Raw genomic sequence first — 21,554 nt, 5'->3', positions numbered from 1 at the left:
ATCCTGGTTAAACGGTGCCGCCTTACTCTGCGTTATCACCGTCTTGTTGTGGCTGCGACTGCGCAGAAGTGCTGCTGCCGCCATGATGGTAATTGTTGCTGCTGCCACCGCCGGTATTGTTGCTATGGTGAGAAACCGGGCGTGAAGGCACGACGGTAGAAATGGCGTGCTTATAAACCATCTGACTTACCGTGTTTTTCAACAAGATCACGAACTGATCAAAGGATTCGATCTGACCTTGCAGCTTAATACCGTTAACCAAATAAATCGAAACCGGAACACGTTCACGACGCAGTGCGTTCAGAAACGGGTCTTGTAATGATTGCCCCTTAGCCATTCTATCTTTTCCTTATATGCTTGTTGTTTGTTGCTTGTAGAACACAGTGGTTCTGAAAAAAACTGCGTAAAAATTTGCGCACGTAACTTGCCAATTGTACACAATCACCCATGCTTCGCACTAACAACCTTCAGTACTGTATCACGCGCTGAGTGAGGTTCATCACTGTCTAGCCAGTGAATATTTTCCCAACCACGTAACCAGGTCATCTGGCGTTTAGCGAGTTGCCGGGTTGCGCAAACTCCCCGATAAACCATTTCGTCGTAATCGATCTCGCCAGCCAAATACGACCACATTTGGCGATAGCCAACACAACGAATGGAAGGCATATCCGTATGCAAATCACCTCGTGCAAACAGGGCCCGAGACTCCGCTTCAAATCCTGACGCCAACATCTGATCAAAACGCAGTGCGATGCGTTGATGCAACAGTTCGCGGTTCGCGGGGGCGATAGCAAACTGATGCACATCGTAGGGTAACGCTTCACCAGAAATTTTTGTCAGTTCCGTTAAAGTTTTACCCGAAATAAAAAAAACTTCCAGTGCTCGCGAAAGTCTCTGCGGATCATTCGGATGAATACGACTGCCTGCGACCGGATCAATTTCGCAAAGTTGACGATGTAAAGCTTCCCAGCCTCTTTCATTCGCCATTTGCTCTATTTTTTGACGAACCTCCGGATCGGCCGAGGGCAGCGGCGACAATCCTTCAAGTAACGCCTTGAAGTAGAGCATAGTTCCACCAACAAGCAACGGAATTCGTCCATGCTGAACGATATCCGCCATTTCTGCTAACGCATCCCGCCGGAACTCTGCCGCCGAATAGGCTTCGGCAGGATCGCGAATGTCCAGCAAACGATGGGGCGCCAGCGCCCGCTCTTCTGCAGAGGGTTTTGCCGTACCGACATCCATCTGACGATAAATCAGAGCCGAATCTACGCTGATAAGCTCTACAGGTAAGTGCTTGCGCAATTCGATCGCTAATGCGGTTTTGCCTGACGCTGTAGGCCCCATCAAAAATATTGCCTTTGGCCGGCCAGCCTGGTTCAGTTCACTCATGCTTCAACGCGTTGACCGCGCTCTCAATCTCAATGGCTTGTACTAAGCCAGAAGGTGGCGATTTCAGTAACTGCGGACAAAGCCTTTCGAGCTCAGCCAGCAAGGTAATCGCCTGGGAGTGATTCCAGTGTTGAGGCTCTGCATCTTCACGTCGCGCCAGCCACTGGGCCAGTTGCGTAGCAGAGTTCTCTTGCTGCCGGGCGAGATAGCCTAACAGTTCAGGAATCAAGATTTGTAAATTTTGTGTTCGTAACGGTAAAGGCACCGCACGCAGGATAATGTGGTCACCCTCAGGGTGTAAATCAATGCCCATCAGGTTGAGCAGGCTGAGATTTTCCTGGGCCGCCTTGCGCTCCGCCGAGGCGATTTTTAACCGCACCGGGATCAAAAGCGGCTGTGATTTCAGCCCACCTTCGGTAGGTTCTAACTGTGCCTGCTTTAACCAGCGGGTTGCCACAGGCAGAGCCATTAGCAGTAACCGCTGGCCCTGCTCAAGCAGAGCATACTGGCCTTCAAGCACGGTTAACACGCGGCCAAAACTGTGGGCGTGAGCCGCCAGAGGTGGCACGGCACTGACCGGCTCTCGTGCCGCAGGCTCGGCACTTTTGGTTGCCGGCGAACTCGCCGGCGTTTTAAGAAGCTGCTGGTAAACCCGGCCTTCGCGTTGGCTGTATCCGGCGTCTTTATTTTGCCAGGCGGGTGCAACCGATGGCCTGGCCGCGTCACCTGTGACAGCCGGCTGGCTGAAATGATTGCCGCCTGCCGCCTGGCGGTTCTCCTGCTGCCAACGCGGAGTGGGTTCTTCAGCCTGTAACGTTGGCAGAACCGGGGAGGCGCTTTCCTGCAGCACGCTCATGACGCCCTGATAGATGAAGTCATGCACCAGACGTGACTGATGAAAACGCACTTCGTGTTTTGCCGGATGCACATTTACATCGACCTGATGCGGATCTATCTCTAAATACAAGACGTAAGCGGGGTGCTGATCATCCTGTAGCTGGCTCTGAAACGCCTGACGTATAGCATGATTGATCAGCTTGTCACGCATCATGCGGCCATTAACATAGCAATACTGAATATCACTCACCTGACGGGAGCCGGACGGATCGGCAACCCAGCCGCGCAATACAAGGTCATCATGTTGCCAGTCTATGCGTAGCGCATGCTGCATGAAGGTCGTCCCGCATATGGCACCCAGCCGACGCTCACGTTGCCCGTCATCATTGACGGCCCGGTACTGACGCATCAGTTTGCCGTTATGGCTTAATGAGATAGCCACGTCAAAGCGCGCCAGCGCGATGCGCCGGATCACTTCATCAATATGCCCGAATTCAGTTTTTTCAGTGCGCATGAATTTGCGCCGGGCTGGCGTGTTGTAAAACAGGTCAAGCACTTCCAGCGTCGATCCACAAGGATGGGCGGCGGGCTTAACAGTAACGTCCATATCGCGCCCTTCAGCATACGCCTGCCAGGCTTCGTTTTGCTCAGCCGTGCGCGATGTCAGGGTCAGACGAGACACTGAGCTGATACTGGCCAGGGCTTCACCGCGAAAGCCCAGGCTCATAATGGCCTCAAGATCGTCCAGCGAAGCAATTTTACTCGTGGCATGCCGAGCCAGCGCCATTGCCAGCTCATTTTTCGCTATACCGCAGCCGTTATCGCGGATGCGAATCAGTTTTGCGCCACCCTTTTCAATTTCCACATCAATGCGCGTCGCCCCGGCATCAAGGCTGTTTTCCACCAGCTCTTTGACGACCGATGCAGGACGCTCAACCACTTCTCCCGCCGCAATTTGGTTTGCGAGTTGCGGCGGCAAAATTTGTATTGGCATGCTGGATATCCTTGTGGCTGACAACCCGGCACGGCGGCCGGGCTAACAATCAGGATGCAGGGATTTTCAGGTTCTGACCCAACATCACGTTGGTGGATTTCAGGTTATTCGCCTGGAGAATCGATTTAGGGCTGACGCCATAATGCGCGGCGATACTGCTCAGCGAGTCTCCCCGCACCACTTTATGCCGCACCGGGCGATGCGCCCCTGAGGAAGCCGGTGCGGTACGGCTGGCCACCGCACTGGCCGGAACTTTCAGCCGCTGCCCCACCCAAACAACATCGCGCTTCAGGGTGTTCATCTGCCGCAGTGTTGCCATGCTCACGCCATATTTTGCCGCGATTCCTGAGAGCGTTTCGCCGCGCGTTACGGTATGCCGCTGAATGGCGCCCGTATACTGCGTCTCTCCGGTCGCCGGATTACTGACTACGCTGACCGCTGGCGACGTAGCCAGCGGCCGGTTTTCCTCCTTTGGGACCGATTGTAGCGGGTGCGCCAGGAAATAAGCGCGCAGTCCTTTATATATCGACTGAGCAATCTTATCCTGGTGTGCGCTACTGCCGAGCAGTCGCTCCTCCGAGGCATTACTAATAAAACCGGTTTCCACCAACAGGGAAGGAATATCCGGCGAACGTAACACGCCAAGACTGGCATGCTCAGGTAAACGCTTGTGTAAAGACGTGACGCCACGCAGCTGCTGAATCACCTTCGTCGCGATGTCATACCCGACGCGCTGCGAGTGACCAAACTGCAAATCGAGCACGGCCTGACTCAGATAGGGATCGGCCTGACTGTTCGCCAGCAGATCGCCTGCTCCGCCTAACAGTTCTGACTGTTTCTCTTTCTGCTCCAGCCAGTTTGCCATCTCACTGTTCGCGCGGCGGTTAGACAATACCCAAACAGAGGCTCCGGTTGCCGCATGGCTGGGTGCCGCATCGGCGTGAATTGACACCAGCACGTTAGCATTCGCTTTGCGCGCAACGTCTGAACGGCCCATTACAGAGATAAAATAGTCGCCGTCACGCGTCAGAACCCCTTTGAACATGGGATCGTCGTTTAACAACACTTTCAGTTTACGCGCAATGGCGATGGTGACGTTTTTCTCTTTAAGTCCGTGCTGGCCTATCGCCCCGGGATCCTGGCCTCCGTGTCCGGCATCAATGGCTACAATAACCGTGTCGTTTCGGCTGGCAACCCCACCGGGACGGACCGTGCTGTTGGTGTTGGTGACCGTGGTCACCGGGTTAGCATTGAACGGATTACTGGCTGCGGTTTCCCGTGCTCGTGTCGGCGCAGGCTCGGCTGCAACCACGGGCGCGCTGCGCGTAACGGCCGGATGTTTACCCTGTATGGTAAAGACCACGCTGTACTGACTGCCGTTGCGTTGCGTAACGGCGCGGGTTTTTCCAGACTGCGTCAGCTCAAAGACCAGACGTATGCTTTGTTTATCTTTTGGGGTACTGGTACGAATGCGTTTAACGATGTTATCGCCGCTAAACGTCAGGGGTAAGCCTTTGATGACGCCGCTTTGACGAATATCCAGCACCACACGGTCGGGATTGTGTAGCGGAAAGTAGGCATAAACCGGTTGGCCGGAAAAACTCAGCGTAACCGTGGCCTGATTTCCGCCATTCGATACCTGAATATCAGACAGGTTAGCGGCAAACAGGGGGCCGGTAATGAGTAGCAATCCTGCCACAACGAGCATTTTCATCCATGTCATCATGCCCGGACCCTGCCTTGTTCGATCTGATCAACCCAGCGCTGCCCCTGGGCGGAGTGCGCAACCAGCTCGGCTTGCCGCGCTTCATCGACATAACGGAGCGTCAACGCCACGTCCGGCGGGGGCAAAATACCGGCGCCCTGTTGGGGCCACTCAACCAGACAAACCGCGTCGTTCGTGAAGTAGTCACGAATGCCCATAAACTCCAGCTCTTCCGGATCGGCAAGGCGGTAGAGATCGAAATGATAAACGGAACGCCCTTCAAGAACATAAGGCTCGACGAGGGTGTAGGTAGGGCTTTTCACATTGCCCGGATGACCGGATGCCTGCAAGAAACCGCGGCTGAAGGTGGTCTTTCCTGCGCCGAGGTCGCCATAAAGATAGATCACCGCCGCATTGCCACAGGCCTGCGCCAGTTGAGCACCCAGTTCGAGTGTTGCCGCCTCATTGGGCAAAGATATAACACAGCTCTTCATGCTTCTTGATTCATCTCTGGATTAACAAACTGCCACAGCAGATCAAATAAGTCTGATGCCAGCATGCCGCGCGTGCCCCGCTGCTCAGCCAACGTATCAGCGGCAGCACCGTGAGCAACACAACCTGCACAGGCAGCATCAAACAGCGCCAATTTTTGTCCCATTAACGAGGCAATAATACCGGTGAGCACATCACCCATTCCGCCCGATGCCATCCCGGCATTACCCACATCGGCAAACGCCATTTGCCCGTTTTCACTGGCGATAATCGTGCCCGCACCTTTTAATACGGCAACGCCACCATAACGTTTCGCCAGCTCTCGTGCGGCTTGTAAGCGGTCACTCTCAATTTCGCTGGTCTTAACACCCAGTAAACGAGCAGCTTCACCCGGATGCGGCGTTATAATGCGATTCTGACGTTTCTCAGCGCTTATTGCCAGCAAGTTAAGCGCATCTGCATCCCAAAGCATGGGCTTTTCAGTACTTTTAACCTTTTCGAACGCCTTTTTGCCCCATTCCCGCTGTCCCAGCCCCGGACCGATGGCGATGACGTCCGCCCATTCCAGCGCATCAGCCAGTCCCGCGTCCGTGAGCACATCCACCATAATTTCCGGGCGCGCGGTGAGGATAGGGATAATATTGTCTTTGTGAGTAAGCACTCGCACCAAACCACTTCCCGTTCGTAGCGCGGCTTCTGCCGACATCCGCACGGCACCGGCGGTGCCGCTGTCACCGCCTATCACCAACAAACGCCCCTGATCGCCTTTGTGGGACGTTGCTTTACGCGGTTTCAGCCAGTGGGATAAGAAACGGGCATCATAGCGAGCCATAGGCGGCGACTGCGCTGACAGAAAGCTCTGCAGTCCCAGGTCGGCAAAGTAAAGCGACCCAATACAGTCCCGCGCCTTGCCGGTAAGCTGTCCGGGCTTCAGCGCAATAACGCTCAACGTATGCGTGGCATTGATAACCTCTCCCGGTATGTTGCCTGTCGCTGCAGACAGACCAGAGGGGAGGTCAATCGCCATGACCGGCGCGTCATGTGCGTTTACCTGAGTTATCAGGGTGGAAACAGGTTCGGCGGGCGCCCGGCTGATGCCTGTTCCCAGTAACGCATCGACGATAATATCGACCTTTTCAGGCCAGGCCACGTCGGGCGCATGGATCACCCCACCCGCTTCAAGCCAGCTGTTTCTGGCGGCCTCTGCTTCGTCGGGCAGCGGCTTATCGCTATCACAGGCCAGAAGCGTCACCTGTTTGCCTGCAGCCTGCGCCAGACGGGCAACCACATAACCATCGCCTCCGTTATTGCCATGACCGCACAGCACCAGCCAGTGCTCTGCATCCGGCCAGTGGACAGTTATATGCTCATAGGCGGCCTGTCCTGCCCTTAACATCAGCTCGTAGAGCGAGATACCCAGTGCATCGGCACCCTCACGCTCAAGTTGTGCCAGTGCCTGCGCAGGCCAGACAGAGTGTGGTAAACTGCTGCCGTTTCTCTTCGAATTCTGGTTAGTCATGTCATACCCTCTCGATCTTGATCAACTCGCTCAACACATTAAACAGTGGGGACGCGATCTCGGCTTTCAGCAGGTCGGTATTACCGACACCGATCTCAGCGCTGAAGAACCGCGTCTGCAGGCATGGCTGGACAAACAGTACCATGGCGAGATGGAATGGATGGCCCGCCATGGAATGATGCGTGCGCGTCCCCATGAGCTGTTACCCGGTACGCTGCGGGTGATCAGCGTGCGCATGAATTATCTTCCTGCCAAAGCCGCTTTCGCCAGTACGCTGAAAAACCCACAGTTAGGTTATGTCAGCCGCTATGCGCTGGGCCGTGATTATCACAAAGTATTGCGCAATCGCCTGAAAAAGCTCGGAGAAATGATTCAGGCCCACTGTGGCGAAAGCCAGTTTCGTCCGTTTGTCGATTCTGCCCCACTGCTTGAACGCCCTCTGGCAGAGAAAGCCGGATTGGGCTGGACCGGCAAACACTCATTGATCCTGAACCGCGAAGCGGGCTCATGGTTTTTCCTGGGGGAATTGCTGATCGATCTGCCTCTGCCGATAGATTCCCCACAGGAAGAGCAGTGTGGACGCTGCGTGGCCTGCATGACGATTTGCCCGACAGGCGCTATCGTGGCGCCCTACACGGTGGATGCCCGCCGCTGCATTTCCTACCTGACGATTGAGCTCGAAGGCGCCATCCCCGAAGCGCTGCGGCCCCTGATGGGGAACCGCATTTATGGCTGTGACGACTGCCAGCTCATCTGTCCCTGGAACCGCTATGGGCAACTGACTGACGAAGCGGATTTTTCACCCCGCGCAGCGCTGCATGCGCCAGCGTTAACCGCCCTGTTTCAGTGGGATGAAGCGAAATTCCTGCGTATTACCGAAGGCTCTCCCATCCGCCGAATTGGTTATCAGCGCTGGTCACGCAATATTGCAGTGGCGCTGGGGAATGCCCCGTGGAGCGCAGAGATCCTCCCCATACTCGAACAGCGGCTGGGGGAAAGTGATTTACTGGACGAACATATTCAGTGGGCCATTGCGCAGCAACAGGATAAGCGAAAGCACGTAGAGATTGACGTACAGCCAGCACAGCAAAAAAGGCTCGTCAGGGTAATAGAGAAGGGATTGCCGCGTGATGCCTGATTGCGCAACGATGCACAGGAAACAGATTTCCACATCCTGTGAATAAAAATAAAAACACCTTGTCATTCAATCGTAATAACACAAGTGACAGAATCAAATAACATAATGAAATATTATTATTTCTTTAACTATCAATAAGTTAAATAAAATTTGTGTTATTTTGCAAATGAGTCTAGCGTTTGGCTTAATCCCTATATCTGTGGATAACTCTGTTTAAAAGAGTTTTACAGAACGGCAAAAAAGCATGAACAGTCATCTGTCCTGCTGTGGATAACTCTGACTGTAGTACTAAAGATCATCATCCAGCCTGGCAGGCTGCGACAAAGAAAGTGACAAAACTGGAGCGGGAAACGAGACTCGAACTCGCGACCCCGACCTTGGCAAGGTCGTGCTCTACCAACTGAGCTATTCCCGCATAGAAGGGCACTGCTAAACATATTTTGGAGCGGGAAACGAGACTCGAACTCGCGACCCCGACCTTGGCAAGGTCGTGCTCTACCAACTGAGCTATTCCCGCATAGAGGGTACTGCTAAACATAATTTGGAGCGGGAAACGAGACTCGAACTCGCGACCCCGACCTTGGCAAGGTCGTGCTCTACCAACTGAGCTATTCCCGCGCCTTGTACCGTCATAAATTCTTCACCGGTACGGGGTGCGCATTATACGAGAAATCGCTGCTGCTGCAAGATGCTTACAGCAAAAATTTGCGCTTTTGATGCGTTTGCTGCTTATTGCATCAACCTGGCGATTTCCTGCGCACCCTTTGCGGTTTAAAGCTGCAAAAAGTGTTGGCGGTAGTACGCCAGTTCGGCAACGGACTCACGAATATCGTCTAACGCCTGATGCGAGCCGCTCTTTTTGAAGCCTGGAAGAATGTCTGGCTTCCAACGACGAGCCAGTTCCTTGAGCGTGCTGACATCTAAATAGCGGTAGTGGAAATAGGCTTCCAGCTCTGGCATGTACTTGAACAGGAAACGGCGATCCTGCCCAATGCTGTTGCCGCAGATGGGCGAGGTGTTTGCGGGCACCCACTGCTGTAGGAACTCGATAGTCGCTTTTTCCGCAGCGCGATCGTCAATCTTACTGGCCTTTACCCGTTCCACCAAACCGCTATTCGTATGTGTACGAACGTTCCATTCGTCCATTAAGGCGAGCTGTGCATCTGACTGATGAACCGCCATCACCGGCCCTTCAGCCAGGATATTGAGGTCGGCATCGGTCACGATAGTGGCGATCTCAATAATGCGATCGCGTTCCGGATCGAGTCCGGTCATTTCAAGGTCGATCCAAATTAGATTATTTTCGTTTCCAGTGGCCATGCTGTTACCTGTGGTTGCTGAGTCGTCATTCATCATGAATAAGGTGTATCATAGACGTTTTGCCCCTCAGGGCGAAATCCAGCTAAACGGTGAGGGTGAGTGAGTAAAAATAAACTGTCTAAAGGTCAACAACGTCGCGTAAGCGCTAACCACGATCGTCGTTTGAACCAGCGCAAAACGCGCCCGGAAGCGGACGATAATTTGTTTGGTCAGGACGCAGAGGGCGTGGTGGTCAGCCGATTTGGCATGCATGCCGATGTCGAGGACAGTGCTGGCCTTACCCACCGTTGCAATATACGTCGTACGATTCGTTCGCTGGTCACCGGCGATCGGGTGGTATGGCGTCCCGCGCTAAACGGCGGTAAAGGTATTGTTGAAGCGGTGCACGAACGCACCAGCGTGCTGACGCGCCCCGATTTCTACGATGGCGTCAAACCCATCGCCGCAAACATCGATCAAATTATTATCGTGTCCGCGATTCTGCCAGAGCTGTCACTGAATATTATCGACCGTTATCTGGTCGCCAGCGAAACACTGGATATTGAGCCCCTGCTGGTGCTGAACAAAATCGATCTGCTGGATGACAACGCACGTGCGTTTGTTGACGAGCAGATGGAGATTTACCGCAAGATCGGTTATCGGGTATTGATGGTTTCCAGCCATGTGAAAGAGGGTTTGAATGCACTGCAGGCAGCCTTAACTGACCGGATAAGTATCTTTGCCGGGCAGTCCGGCGTAGGTAAGTCCAGCCTGCTGAACGCCCTGCTTGGCTTCGATCAACAGCAGGACACCGCCATTCTGACGAATGATGTTTCCGATGTTTCCGGACTGGGCCAACATACCACGACCGCATCCCGGCTTTATCATTTCCCCGAGGGCGGGGATGTGATTGATTCTCCGGGTGTCCGTGAGTTTGGTTTGTGGCATCTTGAGCCGGAACAAATCACGCGTGGATTTGTCGAATTCCGTGCGTTCTTAGGCGATTGTAAGTTTCGTGACTGTAAGCATGACACCGATCCGGGCTGTGCGATTCGTGAAGCCGTTGAAAACGGCAAAATCGATCAATCACGCTTCTATAACTACCACCGTATTCTTGAAAGCATGGCGCAAATGAAAACCCGGAAAAACTTCGCCGAGAGTGAAGATTAAGGCCCGTAACGGCGTATTCGCCATCTGACTGGGGCGCTGTTACAATCCGCTCCCTTTTTGTCAATGTTATGAAAGATAGCCAGGAGGCTAGGGTGTTTGATCGTTTTAAACTCGGCTTGAATCACATTCTTCCAAAAAAATGGCTGACTGAACTTGCGGGTTGGGGAGCCAGCCGTCGCGGCGGCTGGCTGACGAAGCTGGTCATTGATATTTTTGTCTGGTTTTACAAAGTCGATATGGCTGAAGCACGGAAACCGGATACCGCCAGCTACCGCACCTTTAACGATTTCTTTGTTCGTCCGTTAAAGGACGATGCACGCCCAATCGATCCCGATGCCAGCCTGATCGTTCTGCCTGCTGACGGCGCGATCAGCCAGCTTGGCCATATTGAAGGCGATCAGATTTTCCAGGCGAAAGGCCATTACTACACGATCGACGCCCTGCTCGCCGGTAATGAGCATATGGCGGCACAGTTTCGTGAGGGGGAATTTGCGACCACTTACCTGGCACCGCGTGATTATCACCGCGTCCACATGCCTTGTAACGGCATCCTGCGTGAGATGATCTATGTACCGGGCGATCTTTACTCCGTTAATCCGCTGACCGCACGTAACATCCCTAACCTCTTTGCCCGTAACGAGCGCGTAATTTGTTACTTTGAAACCGATATGGGCCCGATGGTGCAGATCCTGGTGGGCGCAACGATTGTCGGCAGCATTGAAACCGTTTGGGCAGGCACCGTCACACCGCCGCGCGAAGGCATTATTAAACGCTGGCATTACCCGGCCGCCGATCATGACGGTGCCGTGGTATTACTCAAAGGTCAGGAAATGGGCCGCTTTAAACTGGGTTCTACGGTAATCAACCTGTTCGCGCCTGGCCGAATCAAGCTGGCGGAAAGCCTTGAGGCGGAAAGTAAGGTTCGACTGGGCCAACCTTTAGCGCTCGCCCTTCCACTGACGACTACCGCGCCTGACGCTGTCGAGTAGAACCTATGTTCGTGCGTTCGATCTTTTGTCTGCTGCTGAGCCTCTGGCTCAGCTCTTCTACGCTAGCCGCCAGCCTGCCTGATGCCAGCCAGCTCAAACAGCAGCTGGAAGAGGTCAAAGCCACTAAAAATGCCCCCTCGCAAACTGAACAAATTCAGTCACTGGAAGCCGCACTGGCCTCGCTCTCTGAACGCGATGATGCCCTCGAACGCGCACAACAGTATCAACAGGTTATTGACGATTTTCCGCGCCTTGCCCGCGAGTTAAGGCAGCAAATCGCCACGCTTAACGACAACGCTAAAACCGTGCGCAGCACGATGAGCAGCGCAGAGCTGGAACAAGAGATTCTGCAAATCAGCAGTCAGCTGATTGAAGAAGGACGCCAGGCCCAGCAGGAGCAGGACCGTGCCAGAGAGATCAGTGATTCCCTGTCGCAGTTGCCACAGCAGCAAACGGAAGCGCGCCGGGCACTGACCGAGAGCGAACGGCGCTTACAGAGTGCCGGCAGCGCTGCCACTCCAGTAGGTCAGGCCCAACTGGTGGCTCGCCAGGCAGAAAATGCCGCCAATAAAGCCAAAGTCGATGAGTATGAGCTGGCGCAGTTGTCGGCCAACAATCGCCAGGAGCTGGCTCGCATGCGCGCCGAGGTGCATCAGCGCAAAGTGACCCAGCTTGATAATTATCTGCAGGCTTTACGTAATCAACTGAATGAACAACGTCAGCGCGAGGCCGAAACGGCGCTGGCGCGTACGGAACAGCTGGCGGAAAACAGTGGTGATTTACCGCCCGAGATCAGTGAGCAGTTTCGGGTTAACCGCGATTTGTCCGGTGCGCTGAATCAGCAGGCACAGCGCATGGATCTGGTGGCATCGCAACAGCGCCTCGCCACCAATCAAATTATTCAGGTCCGTCAGGCGCTGGCAACGTTGCGGGAACAATCCCAGTGGCTGGGTGCCTCTAACCTGCTCGGCGATGCGCTTCGGGCACAGGTGGCGCGTTTACCCGATATGCCGAAATCTCAGCAAATCGATAATGAAATGGCACAGCTGCGCGTTCAGCGCCTGCATTATGAAGATCTTCTGGAACGACAGAATGCGCTTCGCAAAGCACATCTGGCGGACGGGCAGCCTTTTACCAGCGACCAAAAGCGCATTCTGGATGCACAGTTAAAAACGCAGCGAGAATTGCTGAACTCCCTGATATCCGGCTGCGATACGCTGATTCTGGAAATCACTAAACTCAAGGTCGCCAATACGCAGCTTCAGGATGCGTTAACCGAAGTCAAAGACGCCACGCACCGCTATCTGTTCTGGACAGCAGATGTCAGCCCCATTTCATTGAGCTATCCTCTGGACGTGGCTAAAGGCCTGTCGCACCTGCTTACGCTGGATACGCTTGGGCAGCTTGGCAAAGCTCTGGCAATGATGTTTACCAGCCGCAGCACCGTCCTGCCCATTTTGGGTGCCGTGTTGCTGGTCGGTTTTAGCCTGAGTACACGCCGTCACTTCAACGCTTTTTTGGAACGCTCAGCCAGTAAGGTTGGTAAGGTCACCCAGGATCGCTTCCGCCTGACCATCCGCACTGTTTTCTGGTCAATTCTGGTCGCGCTTCCGCTTCCTGTGCTTTGGGCAACCCTGGGATACGGGCTGCAAAACGCCTGGCCGTATCCGGTAGCCGTTGCTATCGGCGATGGCATTACGGCGACGCTGCCTCTGCTGTGGATATTCATGGTCAGCGCCCAGTTTGCCCGCGCCAACGGTTTGTTCATTGTGCATTTCCGCTGGCCGCAGGTACGCGTTGCGCGTGCCATGCGTTACTACTCGTTGAGTATTGGCCTGATCGTGCCGCTGATTATGCTGCTGATCACCTTTGATAACCTTGACGATCGTCTTTTCTCTGCCACCCTGGGCCGACTGTGTTTTATTTTGATCTGTGGCGCCCTGAGTCTTGTTACGGTAAGTCTAAAACGTGCAGGGATCCCTCTTTATCTTGATAAAGAGGGCAACGGCGAAAACATGATTAACCGCCTGCTGTGGAATATTATGATCGCCATTCCATTGCTGGCCGCGCTGGCCTCCATGATTGGTTACCTTGAAACAGCGCAGGCGCTGCTGGCACGTCTGGAAACCTCGGTGGCAATCTGGTTTTTCCTGCTGGTTATTTACCATATCATTCGCCGCTGGATGCTGATTCAACGACGCAGGCTGGGGTTCGATCGCGCACGCCAGCGCCGGGCCGATATGCTGGCCAATCGCGCGCGCAACGAAGAAGAAAAAGATCAGGCGCAAAATACTGACGTTATTGAAATAGAAGAGCCCGTGATTGATTTGGACGCCATCAGTGCTCAGTCACTGCGCCTGGTCAGGTCAATCCTGACGCTGATTGCGCTGGTGTCAGTCATTGTCCTGTGGTCGGAAATCCACTCTGCGTTTGGTTTCCTTGAGAATATTCGTTTATGGGATGTCAACACCTCCGTTCAGGGCGTGGAGAGTATTCAACCCATTACGCTGGGCGCCGTTCTGATCGCCATCCTGGTGTTCGTGATTACGACGCAGCTGGTGCGCAATATGCCGGCCCTCCTTGAGCTGGCCCTGCTGCAGCATCTTGATTTGTCGCCAGGCACCGGCTATGCCATTACCACGCTGACCAAGTATTTGCTGCTGCTAATTGGTGGCTTGCTCTGCTTCTCATTGATTGGGATTGAATGGTCCAAGCTGCAATGGCTGGTGACCGGCCTGGGCGTTGGGTTGGGATTTGGCCTGCAGGAGATTTTTGCGAACTTTATCTCCGGCCTGATTATTTTGTTTGAAAAACCCATTCGTATTGGCGATACCGTTACTATTCGCGATCTGACCGGCAGCATTACGCGCATCAATACCCGCGCCACGACAATTACAGACTGGGATCGCAAAGAGATCATCGTGCCTAATAAGGCCTTTATTACAGAACAGTTTGTTAACTGGTCGCTGTCGGACTCCGTCACGCGCGTCGTGCTGACCATACCCGCTCCCGCACAGGTAAGCAGCGAGGAGGTCACCACGTTGCTGAAGCTGGCTGCAGAACGTTGTAGCTACGTTCTGGATACACCGCCGCCGGAAGTGTTTCTGGTTGACCTGCAGCAGGGAATACAGTTATTTGAGCTACGCGTACACGCCGCTGAAATGGGCCATCGCATGCCGCTTCGCCATGAACTGCATCAGCTTATTCTGCACGGCTTTGCAGAACATGGTATCGAAATGCCTTTCCCACCCTTCCAGATGCGGGTAGAAACCTTAAGCAGAAAAACGCCTGCCGGAAATGGTGCGTCGACGACGCGGACTTTTAAATCAGGCGGATTATAAAAAAACGCCCGGTCTGACCGGGCGCTTTCCTGTTCGGGCTGCGGGGGTTATTGCTTCACAAAAGCTTCGCCCTGCGCGATATCTTTTTTCAGTGTTTCCAGCATGCCATCCAGCGCCTGCTGTTCGAACGGGCTAAGGGCACCAACAGGCTTACGCTCCGCCACGCCGTTTTTACCTAACAGCAGGGGCTGAGAGAAGAAGCGGGCATGCTCGCCATCGCCTTCCACGTAGGCACACTCCACAACGTTCGCTTCGCCGTTTAAGGCACGTACCAGCGATAAACCGAAACGGGCGGCGGCCTGCCCCATGGATAACGTTGCTGACCCCCCACCGGCTTTCGCTTCCACCACTTCTGTACCGGCGTTTTGAATACGTTTGGTGAGGTCAGCCACTTCCTGATCGCTAAAGCTGACGCCCGCAACCTGGGACAGTAATGGCAGAATAGTGACGCCTGAGTGTCCCCCCACCACGGGCACGTTCACCTCGCCAGGCTGTTTGCCTTTCAGCTCAGCGACAAAGGTATTGGCGCGAATAATGTCCAGCGTTGTCACGCCAAACAGTCGATTCTTGTCATAAACACCGTGTTTCTTCAGGACCTCGGCCGCAATCGCCACCGTCGTGTTAACCGGATTGGTGATCACCCCAATTAACGCTTTCGGCGCTGTCGTAGCAACCTGCTCAATCAAATTACGCACGATGCCGGCATTGACGTTAAACAAATCGGCCCGATCCATACCAGGCTTACGCGCTACCCCAGCAGAGATGAGCACGACATCCGCACCTTTTAAAGCCGGGGTGGCATCTTCCCCACTAAAACCCTTAACGTTAACTGCGGTAGGAATGTGGCTGAGATCGACCGCGACGCCAGGCGTGACGGGCGCGATGTCGTAGAGAGAAAGTTCTGAACCTGCGGGAAGCTGGGTTTTGAGTAGAAGTGCTAGCGCCTGGCCTATGCCACCAGCGGCACCGAGTACGGCAACTTTCATTCATAACTCCTTATTAAGGTGGGGCAGAGAAGAGCCGAAATTCCATCTGTGTCAGACCTTAATCAACTGCTCAGGTGATGACGGGTATCCGAGACTATTTTACGCGCTAATGCCCGCAGTCTCGGGATTTTAAAACTTACTTATCATCGCTATATCGTCCTCATCCTGCGTTGCAGACAACGAGCTAACCTGTTTGCCGTGTCAGGGCTACCTCAGGTAAGCGCCGACGACGGTGACGGGATTTCTCTCCAACTGTTGCGCGGGAGTTGGCCGGTATCACCTGAAATCGACAACCTTGACGTCGGCAGACAGAGAACGGCAGTGTAAATTTTTATTTTCTTACCTCATCAATAATATAACAGCTTTGCAACCTTTGCCTTTCCAGGCTGTGAGCTGGGTTTTGGTCTGAGTAAATTCTTTGCTATTATCGCCGCCCGCCATGGATACCGCCCCGTTCAATTAACAACCAATTGCATAAAAATTCATTTATATGCATAATAATGACTTTGCTGCGGTCTGTTCCGCGGTTTTTCTTACATTTACTGGTAAATTATGCGAAACCCATCGAAACAAGACGATCTGATCAAAGCCTTCAAGGCTTTATTAAAAGAAGAAAAATTCAGTTCTCAGGGCGAAATTGTTCAGGCGCTTCAGGAAGACGGCTTTGAGAACATCAACCAGTCCAAAGTTTCCCGGATGCTGACAAAGTTTGGCGCGGTGCGGACCCGCAATGCCAAAATGGAGATGGTGTACTGTTTGCCTGCCGAGCTGGGCGTGCCGACAACAACCAGTCCATTGAAGAATCTGGTTCTGGATATTGACTACAATGATGCGCTGGTCGTGATCCATACCAGCCCTGGCGCAGCGCAGCTGATCGCTCGCCTGCTGGATTCTCTGGGTAAATCTGAGGGGATTCTGGGGACGATTGCGGGTGATGACACCATTTTTATCACGCCGGCACGCGCCTTTACCGTCAAACAACTTCACGATGCTATCCTCGTCCTGTTTGAACAAGAGCTATAGTCGTTCCCGCTAACCGGCAGCACATCGCCGGTTTATTCTGCCCGTTATCCCCCTCTTCCTTCTGTCAGCTCTCTTTCAGCCGATACGTTACTTTTCAAGGCATTACTCTTTAGCCGCGTCGTTTTCAGCGCATAAAATATTGGTCATACCCTTTGCCACCTTTAACATTACGCGCTATTTTACACTGCTTTACATTCAAATACTGGCGTCATCACCCAGACCAAAACAGATAAGCAGCCAGATCAACCATGATTTTTCGCACTAAAAGTTAAAGTAACGTATCTTACTGTTTTTATGCGTAATTACCCATCTGTAGTGGCATTTTAGCCATTTTTAATAACTTTTAGTTATTAAAAAATCCCAAATGGTTAAATTGCATCAACAAAACATTATTAGGCAGGTATTAATTTCTGCCGTTATTAGTCCTATACTTAGTTTCGTGATGTGAATCACACTAATAAAAAAGAAGAACAACCAGGACGAGGACATCTTTTATGAAAACTAAATCTACCATCGCTGCCTTGAGCATTTTATCTGCCCTGTCATTCGGCGCTTCTGCAGCAGATTATATTTCTGCTTCACAAGCACAAAATCTGCAGCCTGTTGGCACGGTAAGCGTGAGCGGTGTGGCCGGCGCGCCATCCGATATCAGACAGCAACTGAGCGATAAAGCCGATCAACAAGGCGCGAAAGCTTTCCGTGTTATTGAGGCCTATAACGACGGCAACTACCACGCGACGGCTGAGCTGTACAAATAAACTCGCAGGACCTGACAGGTAACCAGCGGTCCCAATGCGACCGCTGGTTAAACATCCTTACCGGAGAATGAATGATGAAAATCCAATTAACGATTGCCGCGCTGGGCGTGGCCTCACTGCTCTCTTTTGGTGCCAATGCCGCTAGCATGGTCACAAATCAGCAGGCGCAAGACATGAATCTGCAGCCGCTAAACCAAACAATTAGCGTAAGCGGTATCAATGGCGACCAGACCAACATCCGCCAGGTACTGTCTGAGAAAGCGGATGCACAAGGTGCAGGCCATTACCGCGTGATTGAGAACAACCGTGACGATACCTTCCACGTCACCGCCGAACTGTATAAATAATTCATCTGCGGCAATGTTGCCGCCCTGACAAAATCGATGACCCGCTCTATGTATGCCATTCCGCAGGTTGTTGATTGCTATGAGGAATAAATCATGAACATCAAATCAACCATCGCAACGATGAGTCTGCTCTCCGTGATCGCTTTTGGCGCTTCAGCAGCGCAGCTCGTCACGGCCGATCAAACGCAGAATCTGCAACCTGCAGGAACCGTAAGCATCAGTGGCGTTGCGGGTTCACCTATCGACTATCGCGCCCAGCTGTCCCAGAAAGCGGATGAACAAGGCGCAAGTGCCTATAAAATTATTGAGGCTAATACCGGTGACAGCTACCACATCACCGCGCAGCTGTATAAATAGTTCCTCGTCTGACGTATGACGAACCCTTTAGCCCCGCTCGCCGGGGCTTTTTTTTGCCTGAAACGCGCGGTGAGTGAACTGTGACAGGGGGTAAGCAAAGGCAGCCTTCATCCGCCAATGTTAATCGACGGGATTCAGCGACATAAAACGACATGAGCAGAAGAAGTCTGGCTTACGCGGGGGATTAATACGCTGTCAACAGTACCGTAAATCACAGACCTAAGGCGCAATATATCAATGGGCAATCTGCGCCAAATCATCGTCTGACAGTCCGGTCATCTCTGCGACAAGGCTGGGAGGCAAACCGTTTTGCAGCATTGTTCGCGCGATTTTTAGTGCAGCCGACCGTTCTCCCTCACTGCGGCCTTTCACCAGGCCACGTTGTTCACCAAGCTGAAGGCCCTCTTCCAGGCCCTTTTCCATCCCCTTTTCAATGCCTTTCTGCTCAAGCTGTTGTGCGATGGTCATCAATGCATCCTCATGTTGCGGCACCCGCTGCGCCAGCGTTCTGACGAAAAGGTCAGCGTCCGCGGTTTCGCCCGCCTGTAAAAGATAGTTTACCAACGATATAACCTGTGATGAAGAGAGATAACCCGCCAGTGTGACAGGGGCCAGCTTATCGATGAGTTCTGCTAAATCTCTTTGATGAATATGCTTTTGCAGCAGTGTTAATGCAGCCATGCTGCGGTGGCCGACAATCTCCTCATCAGGAATCACCGTCACGTCCACTAGCGGAAAAGCGTTGCTGTAGAGCCGACTGGCGAAGGCGGGAATCGAAAATTCGTCCAGCCAGCGGGTACTATAGGGATAGGGACTGCGTTTGCCACTGTAGAATAAAATCGGAATGACTAACGGGAGTTTTTTGTGCCCGGCATCCAGGTGCCGCTGCATTGCCGCAATGGCATAACGCATCAGTCTGAATGCCATATGCCTGTCAGGTGATGACTGATGTTCAATCAACACATGGATATAGCCATCATCGCGGCTTGTGGTTTTTAGACTGTACAGTATATCGCTAAAATATTGCCGTAAGTCCTCTTCCACAAAAGCGCCAGATTCCAGTTTTAACGTATCCAGATCGCACAGCGCGAGAAACTCTGCCGGAAGATGCAATGCCATAAAATCACGGGCAATGGTGGGCTGGGACAAAAATTGACGGAATGTCGCATCATGGGGCGTGGGCGTGCCATTTTTACTTTTCATGTAACCTGTCCTGATGATGAGGTGGCAGGTTAGCACGACCTGAAAATGCTCAGCGTCAGCAAACGGTGACGTTGCGAGAGCTCTCGAGGAATTTCTCGCACGTGGGCGACCCGATAATACACGTTAGTCGGTCTTCAACGCTGTTAACGCTCTATTACGTTAAATTGCAGTTGTCCTTCCAGCTCCTCTTCCGCCTCGTCGAACAGCAGAATTAAGGCTCCATATCGCCGCTTCTGCCCTTGTCCTAAATTCACAAACTCTATTTTCAGGGGGAGAGGTAAACCTTTGCAGACAATGATGTCCCACAATCCATCCAAATCACAGATGGCGTACGCCTTTAAAGCAAAGCGTTCGCAAAATTGCCGTAAAAAATGGGCCTGATCGACAATCTCATTAAAATCAAAACGCTCGACTCTCATACTGGCGACTCCCGTTATCCGGTTCTGGGCGGCCCTGCGCCGCCCGGATATTCATCTAACTTAACCCGCCGAGGTGCAGCGCTTTGACCTCCAGGTACTCATCCATCCCCAGTACCGATCCTTCACGTCCCAGACCAGACTCTTTCACGCCGCCAAAGGGGGCCAACTCTGTCGAGACCGCACACTCATTGATGCCAATCATTCCACTTTCGAGCGCGGCAGAGACCCGGAATACCCGCTGCAGGTTTTGCGTATAAAAATACGCCGCCAGCCCGTATTCCGTCTGGTTGGCACGACGGATAACCTCTTCTTCGTCATCAAAGCGGAAACAGGCTGCCACCGGCCCAAACGTTTCTTCCTGAGCCAGTTTCATGCCTTCATGTGCCTCAACAATGACCGTTGGCTGCCAAAAATTTCCGCCCAGCGCGTGCCGCTGACCACCCGTCAGCACTTTTCCGCCCTGAGCAATGGCATCTTTGACATGCTCTTCGACTTTTTCTAATGCGGATGATTCGATTAACGGGCCGACGACCACGCCATTATCCATGCCGTTTCCGACGCTAAGCTTATCCACTTCAGCGGCCAGTTGGGTCGTAAAACGTTCGTAAACTGCACTGTGAATGAAAAAGCGGTTAACGCTGACACAAACCTGACCGGCATTGCGGAATTTATTGGCGATGGCTCCCTGCACGGCTGCATCGATATCCGCATCTTCAAAGACGATATAGGGCGCATTACCGCCCAGTTCCATCGAAACTTTTTTCATGGTTTCAGCAGCGTTACGCATTAGCGTTTTCCCCACTGCCGTGGAACCGGTAAAGGAAATTTTACGTACGGCTTTGCTGGCCATAATGGCATCGCTAATGGCATGCGTGTCGCCTGCTACACCGTTAAGCACGCCATCAGGGATGCCGGCTTTTTTTGCCAGCGCCAGTAAGGCAAATGCGGAAAGCGGTGTGTTATTCGCGGGTTTAATAATGCCTGTACATCCCGCTGCCAGCGCCGGGCCTAACTTACGTGTCAGCATCGCCATAGGGAAATTCCAGGGCGTGATAGCGGCGACGACGCCGACCGGCTCACGGGTTGCCAGAATGCGCGAGCCCGCTTTAGCAGGAGGGATGATTTCACCGTTAGCCCGTTTAGCCTGCTCGGCGAACCATTGAATAAAGCTGGCGGCATATTCCACTTCGCCTTCTGCTTCCTTGAGCGGCTTGCCTTGCTCCGTTGTCATTAACTCAGCCAGCCAGCGTTTGTGTTCAATGATTAACCTATACCAGCGGTACAGCAGTTCTGAACGCCCCTTGGCGGTCTGTGCTCGCCACGCTGGGAAAGCATCCTGGGCAGCCTTTATTGCAGCTTCCGTTTCCGTTTTTCCTGCTTTTGCCACCTGAGCGACGACCTCGCCCGTGGCAGGATTCGTCACGTCAAAGGTAGACGTGGTACGCAGCCATTGCCCGTTTACCAGATAGCCTGTCTGGAACAGTTCGCTGTCGTGCAGTGAAGAATGCATTAGGTGCTCCTGTCGGTTTGTCATCTGTCAGGAAAGTATAGATGGCAAAAATGACAGGTCAGGTAACACGGGGGA

The 21,554-nt window shown here is 53.1% G+C and carries 19 protein-coding genes and 3 tRNA genes; 8 read left to right on the top strand and 14 right to left on the bottom strand.

The features are described from left to right. Positions 1–22: 22 nt before the first annotated feature. The 6 genes from hfq to nnr form a co-directional block, all read right to left on the bottom strand. Entirely contained in the window at positions 23–337 is a 315-nt protein-coding gene (gene hfq / locus P9J57_RS02575; protein ID WP_013027404.1) for an RNA chaperone Hfq, read from the bottom strand. A 104-nt stretch (positions 338–441) separates the two neighbouring features. Next, entirely contained in the window at positions 442–1,392 is a 951-nt protein-coding gene (gene miaA / locus P9J57_RS02570; protein ID WP_015699418.1) for a tRNA (adenosine(37)-N6)-dimethylallyltransferase MiaA, read from the bottom strand. Then, positions 1,385–3,223, bottom strand: coding sequence for a DNA mismatch repair endonuclease MutL (gene mutL / locus P9J57_RS02565; RefSeq protein WP_014594725.1), 1,839 nt, complete (start codon positions 3,221–3,223; stop codon positions 1,385–1,387). The genes miaA and mutL overlap by 8 nt, the downstream gene beginning before the upstream one ends. A 49-nt stretch (positions 3,224–3,272) precedes the next feature. Beyond that, positions 3,273–4,949, bottom strand: a complete 1,677-nt coding sequence (gene amiB, locus P9J57_RS02560) for an N-acetylmuramoyl-L-alanine amidase AmiB (protein WP_013027407.1) — start codon at positions 4,947–4,949, stop codon at positions 3,273–3,275. Further along, entirely contained in the window at positions 4,946–5,422 is a 477-nt protein-coding gene (gene tsaE / locus P9J57_RS02555) for a tRNA (adenosine(37)-N6)-threonylcarbamoyltransferase complex ATPase subunit type 1 TsaE (RefSeq protein ID WP_015699417.1), read from the bottom strand. Before tsaE ends, amiB begins: the two co-directional genes overlap by 4 nt. Continuing rightward, positions 5,419–6,939 (bottom strand): bifunctional ADP-dependent NAD(P)H-hydrate dehydratase/NAD(P)H-hydrate epimerase, encoded by a 1,521-nt coding sequence (nnr, locus tag P9J57_RS02550; RefSeq protein WP_483279376.1) that lies wholly within the window; start codon positions 6,937–6,939, stop codon positions 5,419–5,421. Before nnr ends, tsaE begins: the two co-directional genes overlap by 4 nt. On the opposite strand from nnr, the gene queG reads away from it, so the two are divergent. Then, positions 6,938–8,077, top strand: a complete 1,140-nt coding sequence (gene queG, locus P9J57_RS02545; protein WP_013027410.1) for a tRNA epoxyqueuosine(34) reductase QueG — start codon at positions 6,938–6,940, stop codon at positions 8,075–8,077. The two genes, nnr and queG, sit on opposite strands and share 2 nt — an antisense overlap. Before the next feature lie 339 nt (positions 8,078–8,416). Here queG and P9J57_RS02540 read toward each other — a convergent pair. From P9J57_RS02540 to orn, 4 genes are all read right to left on the bottom strand, one after another. Further along, positions 8,417–8,492: transfer RNA gene (locus P9J57_RS02540), tRNA-Gly, on the bottom strand. Positions 8,493–8,518: 26 nt separating this feature from the next. After that, a tRNA-Gly gene (locus tag P9J57_RS02535) sits at positions 8,519–8,594 on the bottom strand. A 25-nt stretch (positions 8,595–8,619) separates the two neighbouring features. After that, a tRNA-Gly gene (locus P9J57_RS02530) sits at positions 8,620–8,695 on the bottom strand. 153 nt (positions 8,696–8,848) lie between these two features. Continuing rightward, on the bottom strand, positions 8,849–9,397 hold the full coding sequence (gene orn / locus P9J57_RS02525) for an oligoribonuclease (RefSeq protein ID WP_014604895.1): 549 nt from the start codon (positions 9,395–9,397) through the stop codon (positions 8,849–8,851). Between the two features lie 99 nt (positions 9,398–9,496). On the opposite strand from orn, the gene rsgA reads away from it, so the two are divergent. From rsgA to mscM, 3 genes are all read left to right on the top strand, one after another. Beyond that, positions 9,497–10,546, top strand: a complete 1,050-nt coding sequence (rsgA, locus tag P9J57_RS02520; protein ID WP_013027412.1) for a small ribosomal subunit biogenesis GTPase RsgA — start codon at positions 9,497–9,499, stop codon at positions 10,544–10,546. A gap of 92 nt (positions 10,547–10,638) precedes the next feature. Further along, complete coding sequence (asd, locus tag P9J57_RS02515) at positions 10,639–11,535, top strand: archaetidylserine decarboxylase (protein ID WP_014604894.1); 897 nt, start codon at positions 10,639–10,641, stop codon at positions 11,533–11,535. 5 nt (positions 11,536–11,540) lie between these two features. Beyond that, a complete protein-coding gene (gene mscM / locus P9J57_RS02510; protein WP_483279375.1) occupies positions 11,541–14,876 on the top strand; it encodes a miniconductance mechanosensitive channel MscM in 3,336 nt (1,111 codons plus the stop codon). A 47-nt stretch (positions 14,877–14,923) separates the two neighbouring features. On the opposite strand, the gene mdh is transcribed toward mscM, so the two are convergent. Then, the gene (mdh, locus tag P9J57_RS02505) at positions 14,924–15,862 is read right to left on the bottom strand and encodes a malate dehydrogenase (protein WP_014594728.1); all 939 of its coding nucleotides are present in this window, start codon (positions 15,860–15,862) and stop codon (positions 14,924–14,926) included. 552 nt (positions 15,863–16,414) lie between these two features. On the opposite strand from mdh, the gene argR reads away from it, so the two are divergent. The 4 genes from argR (at position 16,415) to yhcN (P9J57_RS02485) (ending at position 18,347) form a co-directional block, all read left to right on the top strand. Next, positions 16,415–16,885 carry a transcriptional regulator ArgR gene (gene argR / locus P9J57_RS02500; RefSeq protein ID WP_013027416.1) on the top strand — a complete coding sequence of 157 codons (471 nt, stop codon included), beginning with the start codon at positions 16,415–16,417 and terminating at the stop codon, positions 16,883–16,885. 494 nt (positions 16,886–17,379) lie between these two features. After that, complete coding sequence (gene yhcN / locus P9J57_RS02495) at positions 17,380–17,643, top strand: peroxide/acid stress response protein YhcN (RefSeq protein WP_013027417.1); 264 nt, start codon at positions 17,380–17,382, stop codon at positions 17,641–17,643. Positions 17,644–17,717: 74 nt separating this feature from the next. Next, on the top strand, positions 17,718–17,990 hold the full coding sequence (locus P9J57_RS02490; RefSeq protein ID WP_015699414.1) for a YdgH/BhsA/McbA-like domain containing protein: 273 nt from the start codon (positions 17,718–17,720) through the stop codon (positions 17,988–17,990). Between the two features lie 93 nt (positions 17,991–18,083). Further along, entirely contained in the window at positions 18,084–18,347 is a 264-nt protein-coding gene (gene yhcN / locus P9J57_RS02485) for a peroxide/acid stress response protein YhcN (protein ID WP_013027419.1), read from the top strand. Positions 18,348–18,581: 234 nt separating this feature from the next. On the opposite strand, the gene P9J57_RS02480 is transcribed toward yhcN (P9J57_RS02485), so the two are convergent. From P9J57_RS02480 to P9J57_RS02470, 3 genes are all read right to left on the bottom strand, one after another. After that, entirely contained in the window at positions 18,582–19,550 is a 969-nt protein-coding gene (locus tag P9J57_RS02480; RefSeq protein ID WP_014594729.1) for an Rpn family recombination-promoting nuclease/putative transposase, read from the bottom strand. A 143-nt stretch (positions 19,551–19,693) separates the two neighbouring features. Continuing rightward, on the bottom strand, positions 19,694–19,969 hold the full coding sequence (locus tag P9J57_RS02475) for a barstar family protein (RefSeq protein WP_014604891.1): 276 nt from the start codon (positions 19,967–19,969) through the stop codon (positions 19,694–19,696). A 55-nt stretch (positions 19,970–20,024) separates the two neighbouring features. Next, complete coding sequence (locus P9J57_RS02470) at positions 20,025–21,479, bottom strand: NAD-dependent succinate-semialdehyde dehydrogenase (RefSeq protein WP_014604890.1); 1,455 nt, start codon at positions 21,477–21,479, stop codon at positions 20,025–20,027. Positions 21,480–21,554: the final 75 nt, after the last annotated feature.

This window comes from Pantoea sp. nfd-35, from assembly GCF_056892255.1.
Note: the sequence above shows the minus strand (reverse complement) of the source record. Positions and strands in the feature narration are given on the sequence as shown.

Excerpts from the sequence above, each read along its gene's own strand:
- hfq (WP_013027404.1), bottom strand. The coding sequence starts at position 337 with ATGGCTAAGGGGCAATCATTACAAGACCCGTTTCTGAACGCACTGCGT.
- miaA (WP_015699418.1), bottom strand. The coding sequence starts at position 1,392 with ATGAGTGAACTGAACCAGGCTGGCCGGCCAAAGGCAATATTTTTGATG.
- mutL (WP_014594725.1), bottom strand. The coding sequence starts at position 3,223 with ATGCCAATACAAATTTTGCCGCCGCAACTCGCAAACCAAATTGCGGCG.
- amiB (WP_013027407.1), bottom strand. The coding sequence starts at position 4,949 with ATGATGACATGGATGAAAATGCTCGTTGTGGCAGGATTGCTACTCATT.
- tsaE (WP_015699417.1), bottom strand. The coding sequence starts at position 5,422 with ATGAAGAGCTGTGTTATATCTTTGCCCAATGAGGCGGCAACACTCGAA.
- queG (WP_013027410.1), top strand. The coding sequence starts at position 6,938 with ATGTCATACCCTCTCGATCTTGATCAACTCGCTCAACACATTAAACAG.
- nnr (WP_483279376.1), bottom strand. The coding sequence starts at position 6,939 with ATGACTAACCAGAATTCGAAGAGAAACGGCAGCAGTTTACCACACTCT.
- orn (WP_014604895.1), bottom strand. The coding sequence starts at position 9,397 with ATGGCCACTGGAAACGAAAATAATCTAATTTGGATCGACCTTGAAATG.
- mscM (WP_483279375.1), top strand. The coding sequence starts at position 11,541 with ATGTTCGTGCGTTCGATCTTTTGTCTGCTGCTGAGCCTCTGGCTCAGC.
- mdh (WP_014594728.1), bottom strand. The coding sequence starts at position 15,862 with ATGAAAGTTGCCGTACTCGGTGCCGCTGGTGGCATAGGCCAGGCGCTA.
- argR (WP_013027416.1), top strand. The coding sequence starts at position 16,415 with ATGCGAAACCCATCGAAACAAGACGATCTGATCAAAGCCTTCAAGGCT.
- yhcN (WP_013027417.1), top strand. The coding sequence starts at position 17,380 with ATGAAAACTAAATCTACCATCGCTGCCTTGAGCATTTTATCTGCCCTG.
- P9J57_RS02490 (WP_015699414.1), top strand. The coding sequence starts at position 17,718 with ATGAAAATCCAATTAACGATTGCCGCGCTGGGCGTGGCCTCACTGCTC.
- yhcN (WP_013027419.1), top strand. The coding sequence starts at position 18,084 with ATGAACATCAAATCAACCATCGCAACGATGAGTCTGCTCTCCGTGATC.
- P9J57_RS02480 (WP_014594729.1), bottom strand. The coding sequence starts at position 19,550 with ATGAAAAGTAAAAATGGCACGCCCACGCCCCATGATGCGACATTCCGT.
- P9J57_RS02475 (WP_014604891.1), bottom strand. The coding sequence starts at position 19,969 with ATGAGAGTCGAGCGTTTTGATTTTAATGAGATTGTCGATCAGGCCCAT.
- P9J57_RS02470 (WP_014604890.1), bottom strand. The coding sequence starts at position 21,479 with ATGCATTCTTCACTGCACGACAGCGAACTGTTCCAGACAGGCTATCTG.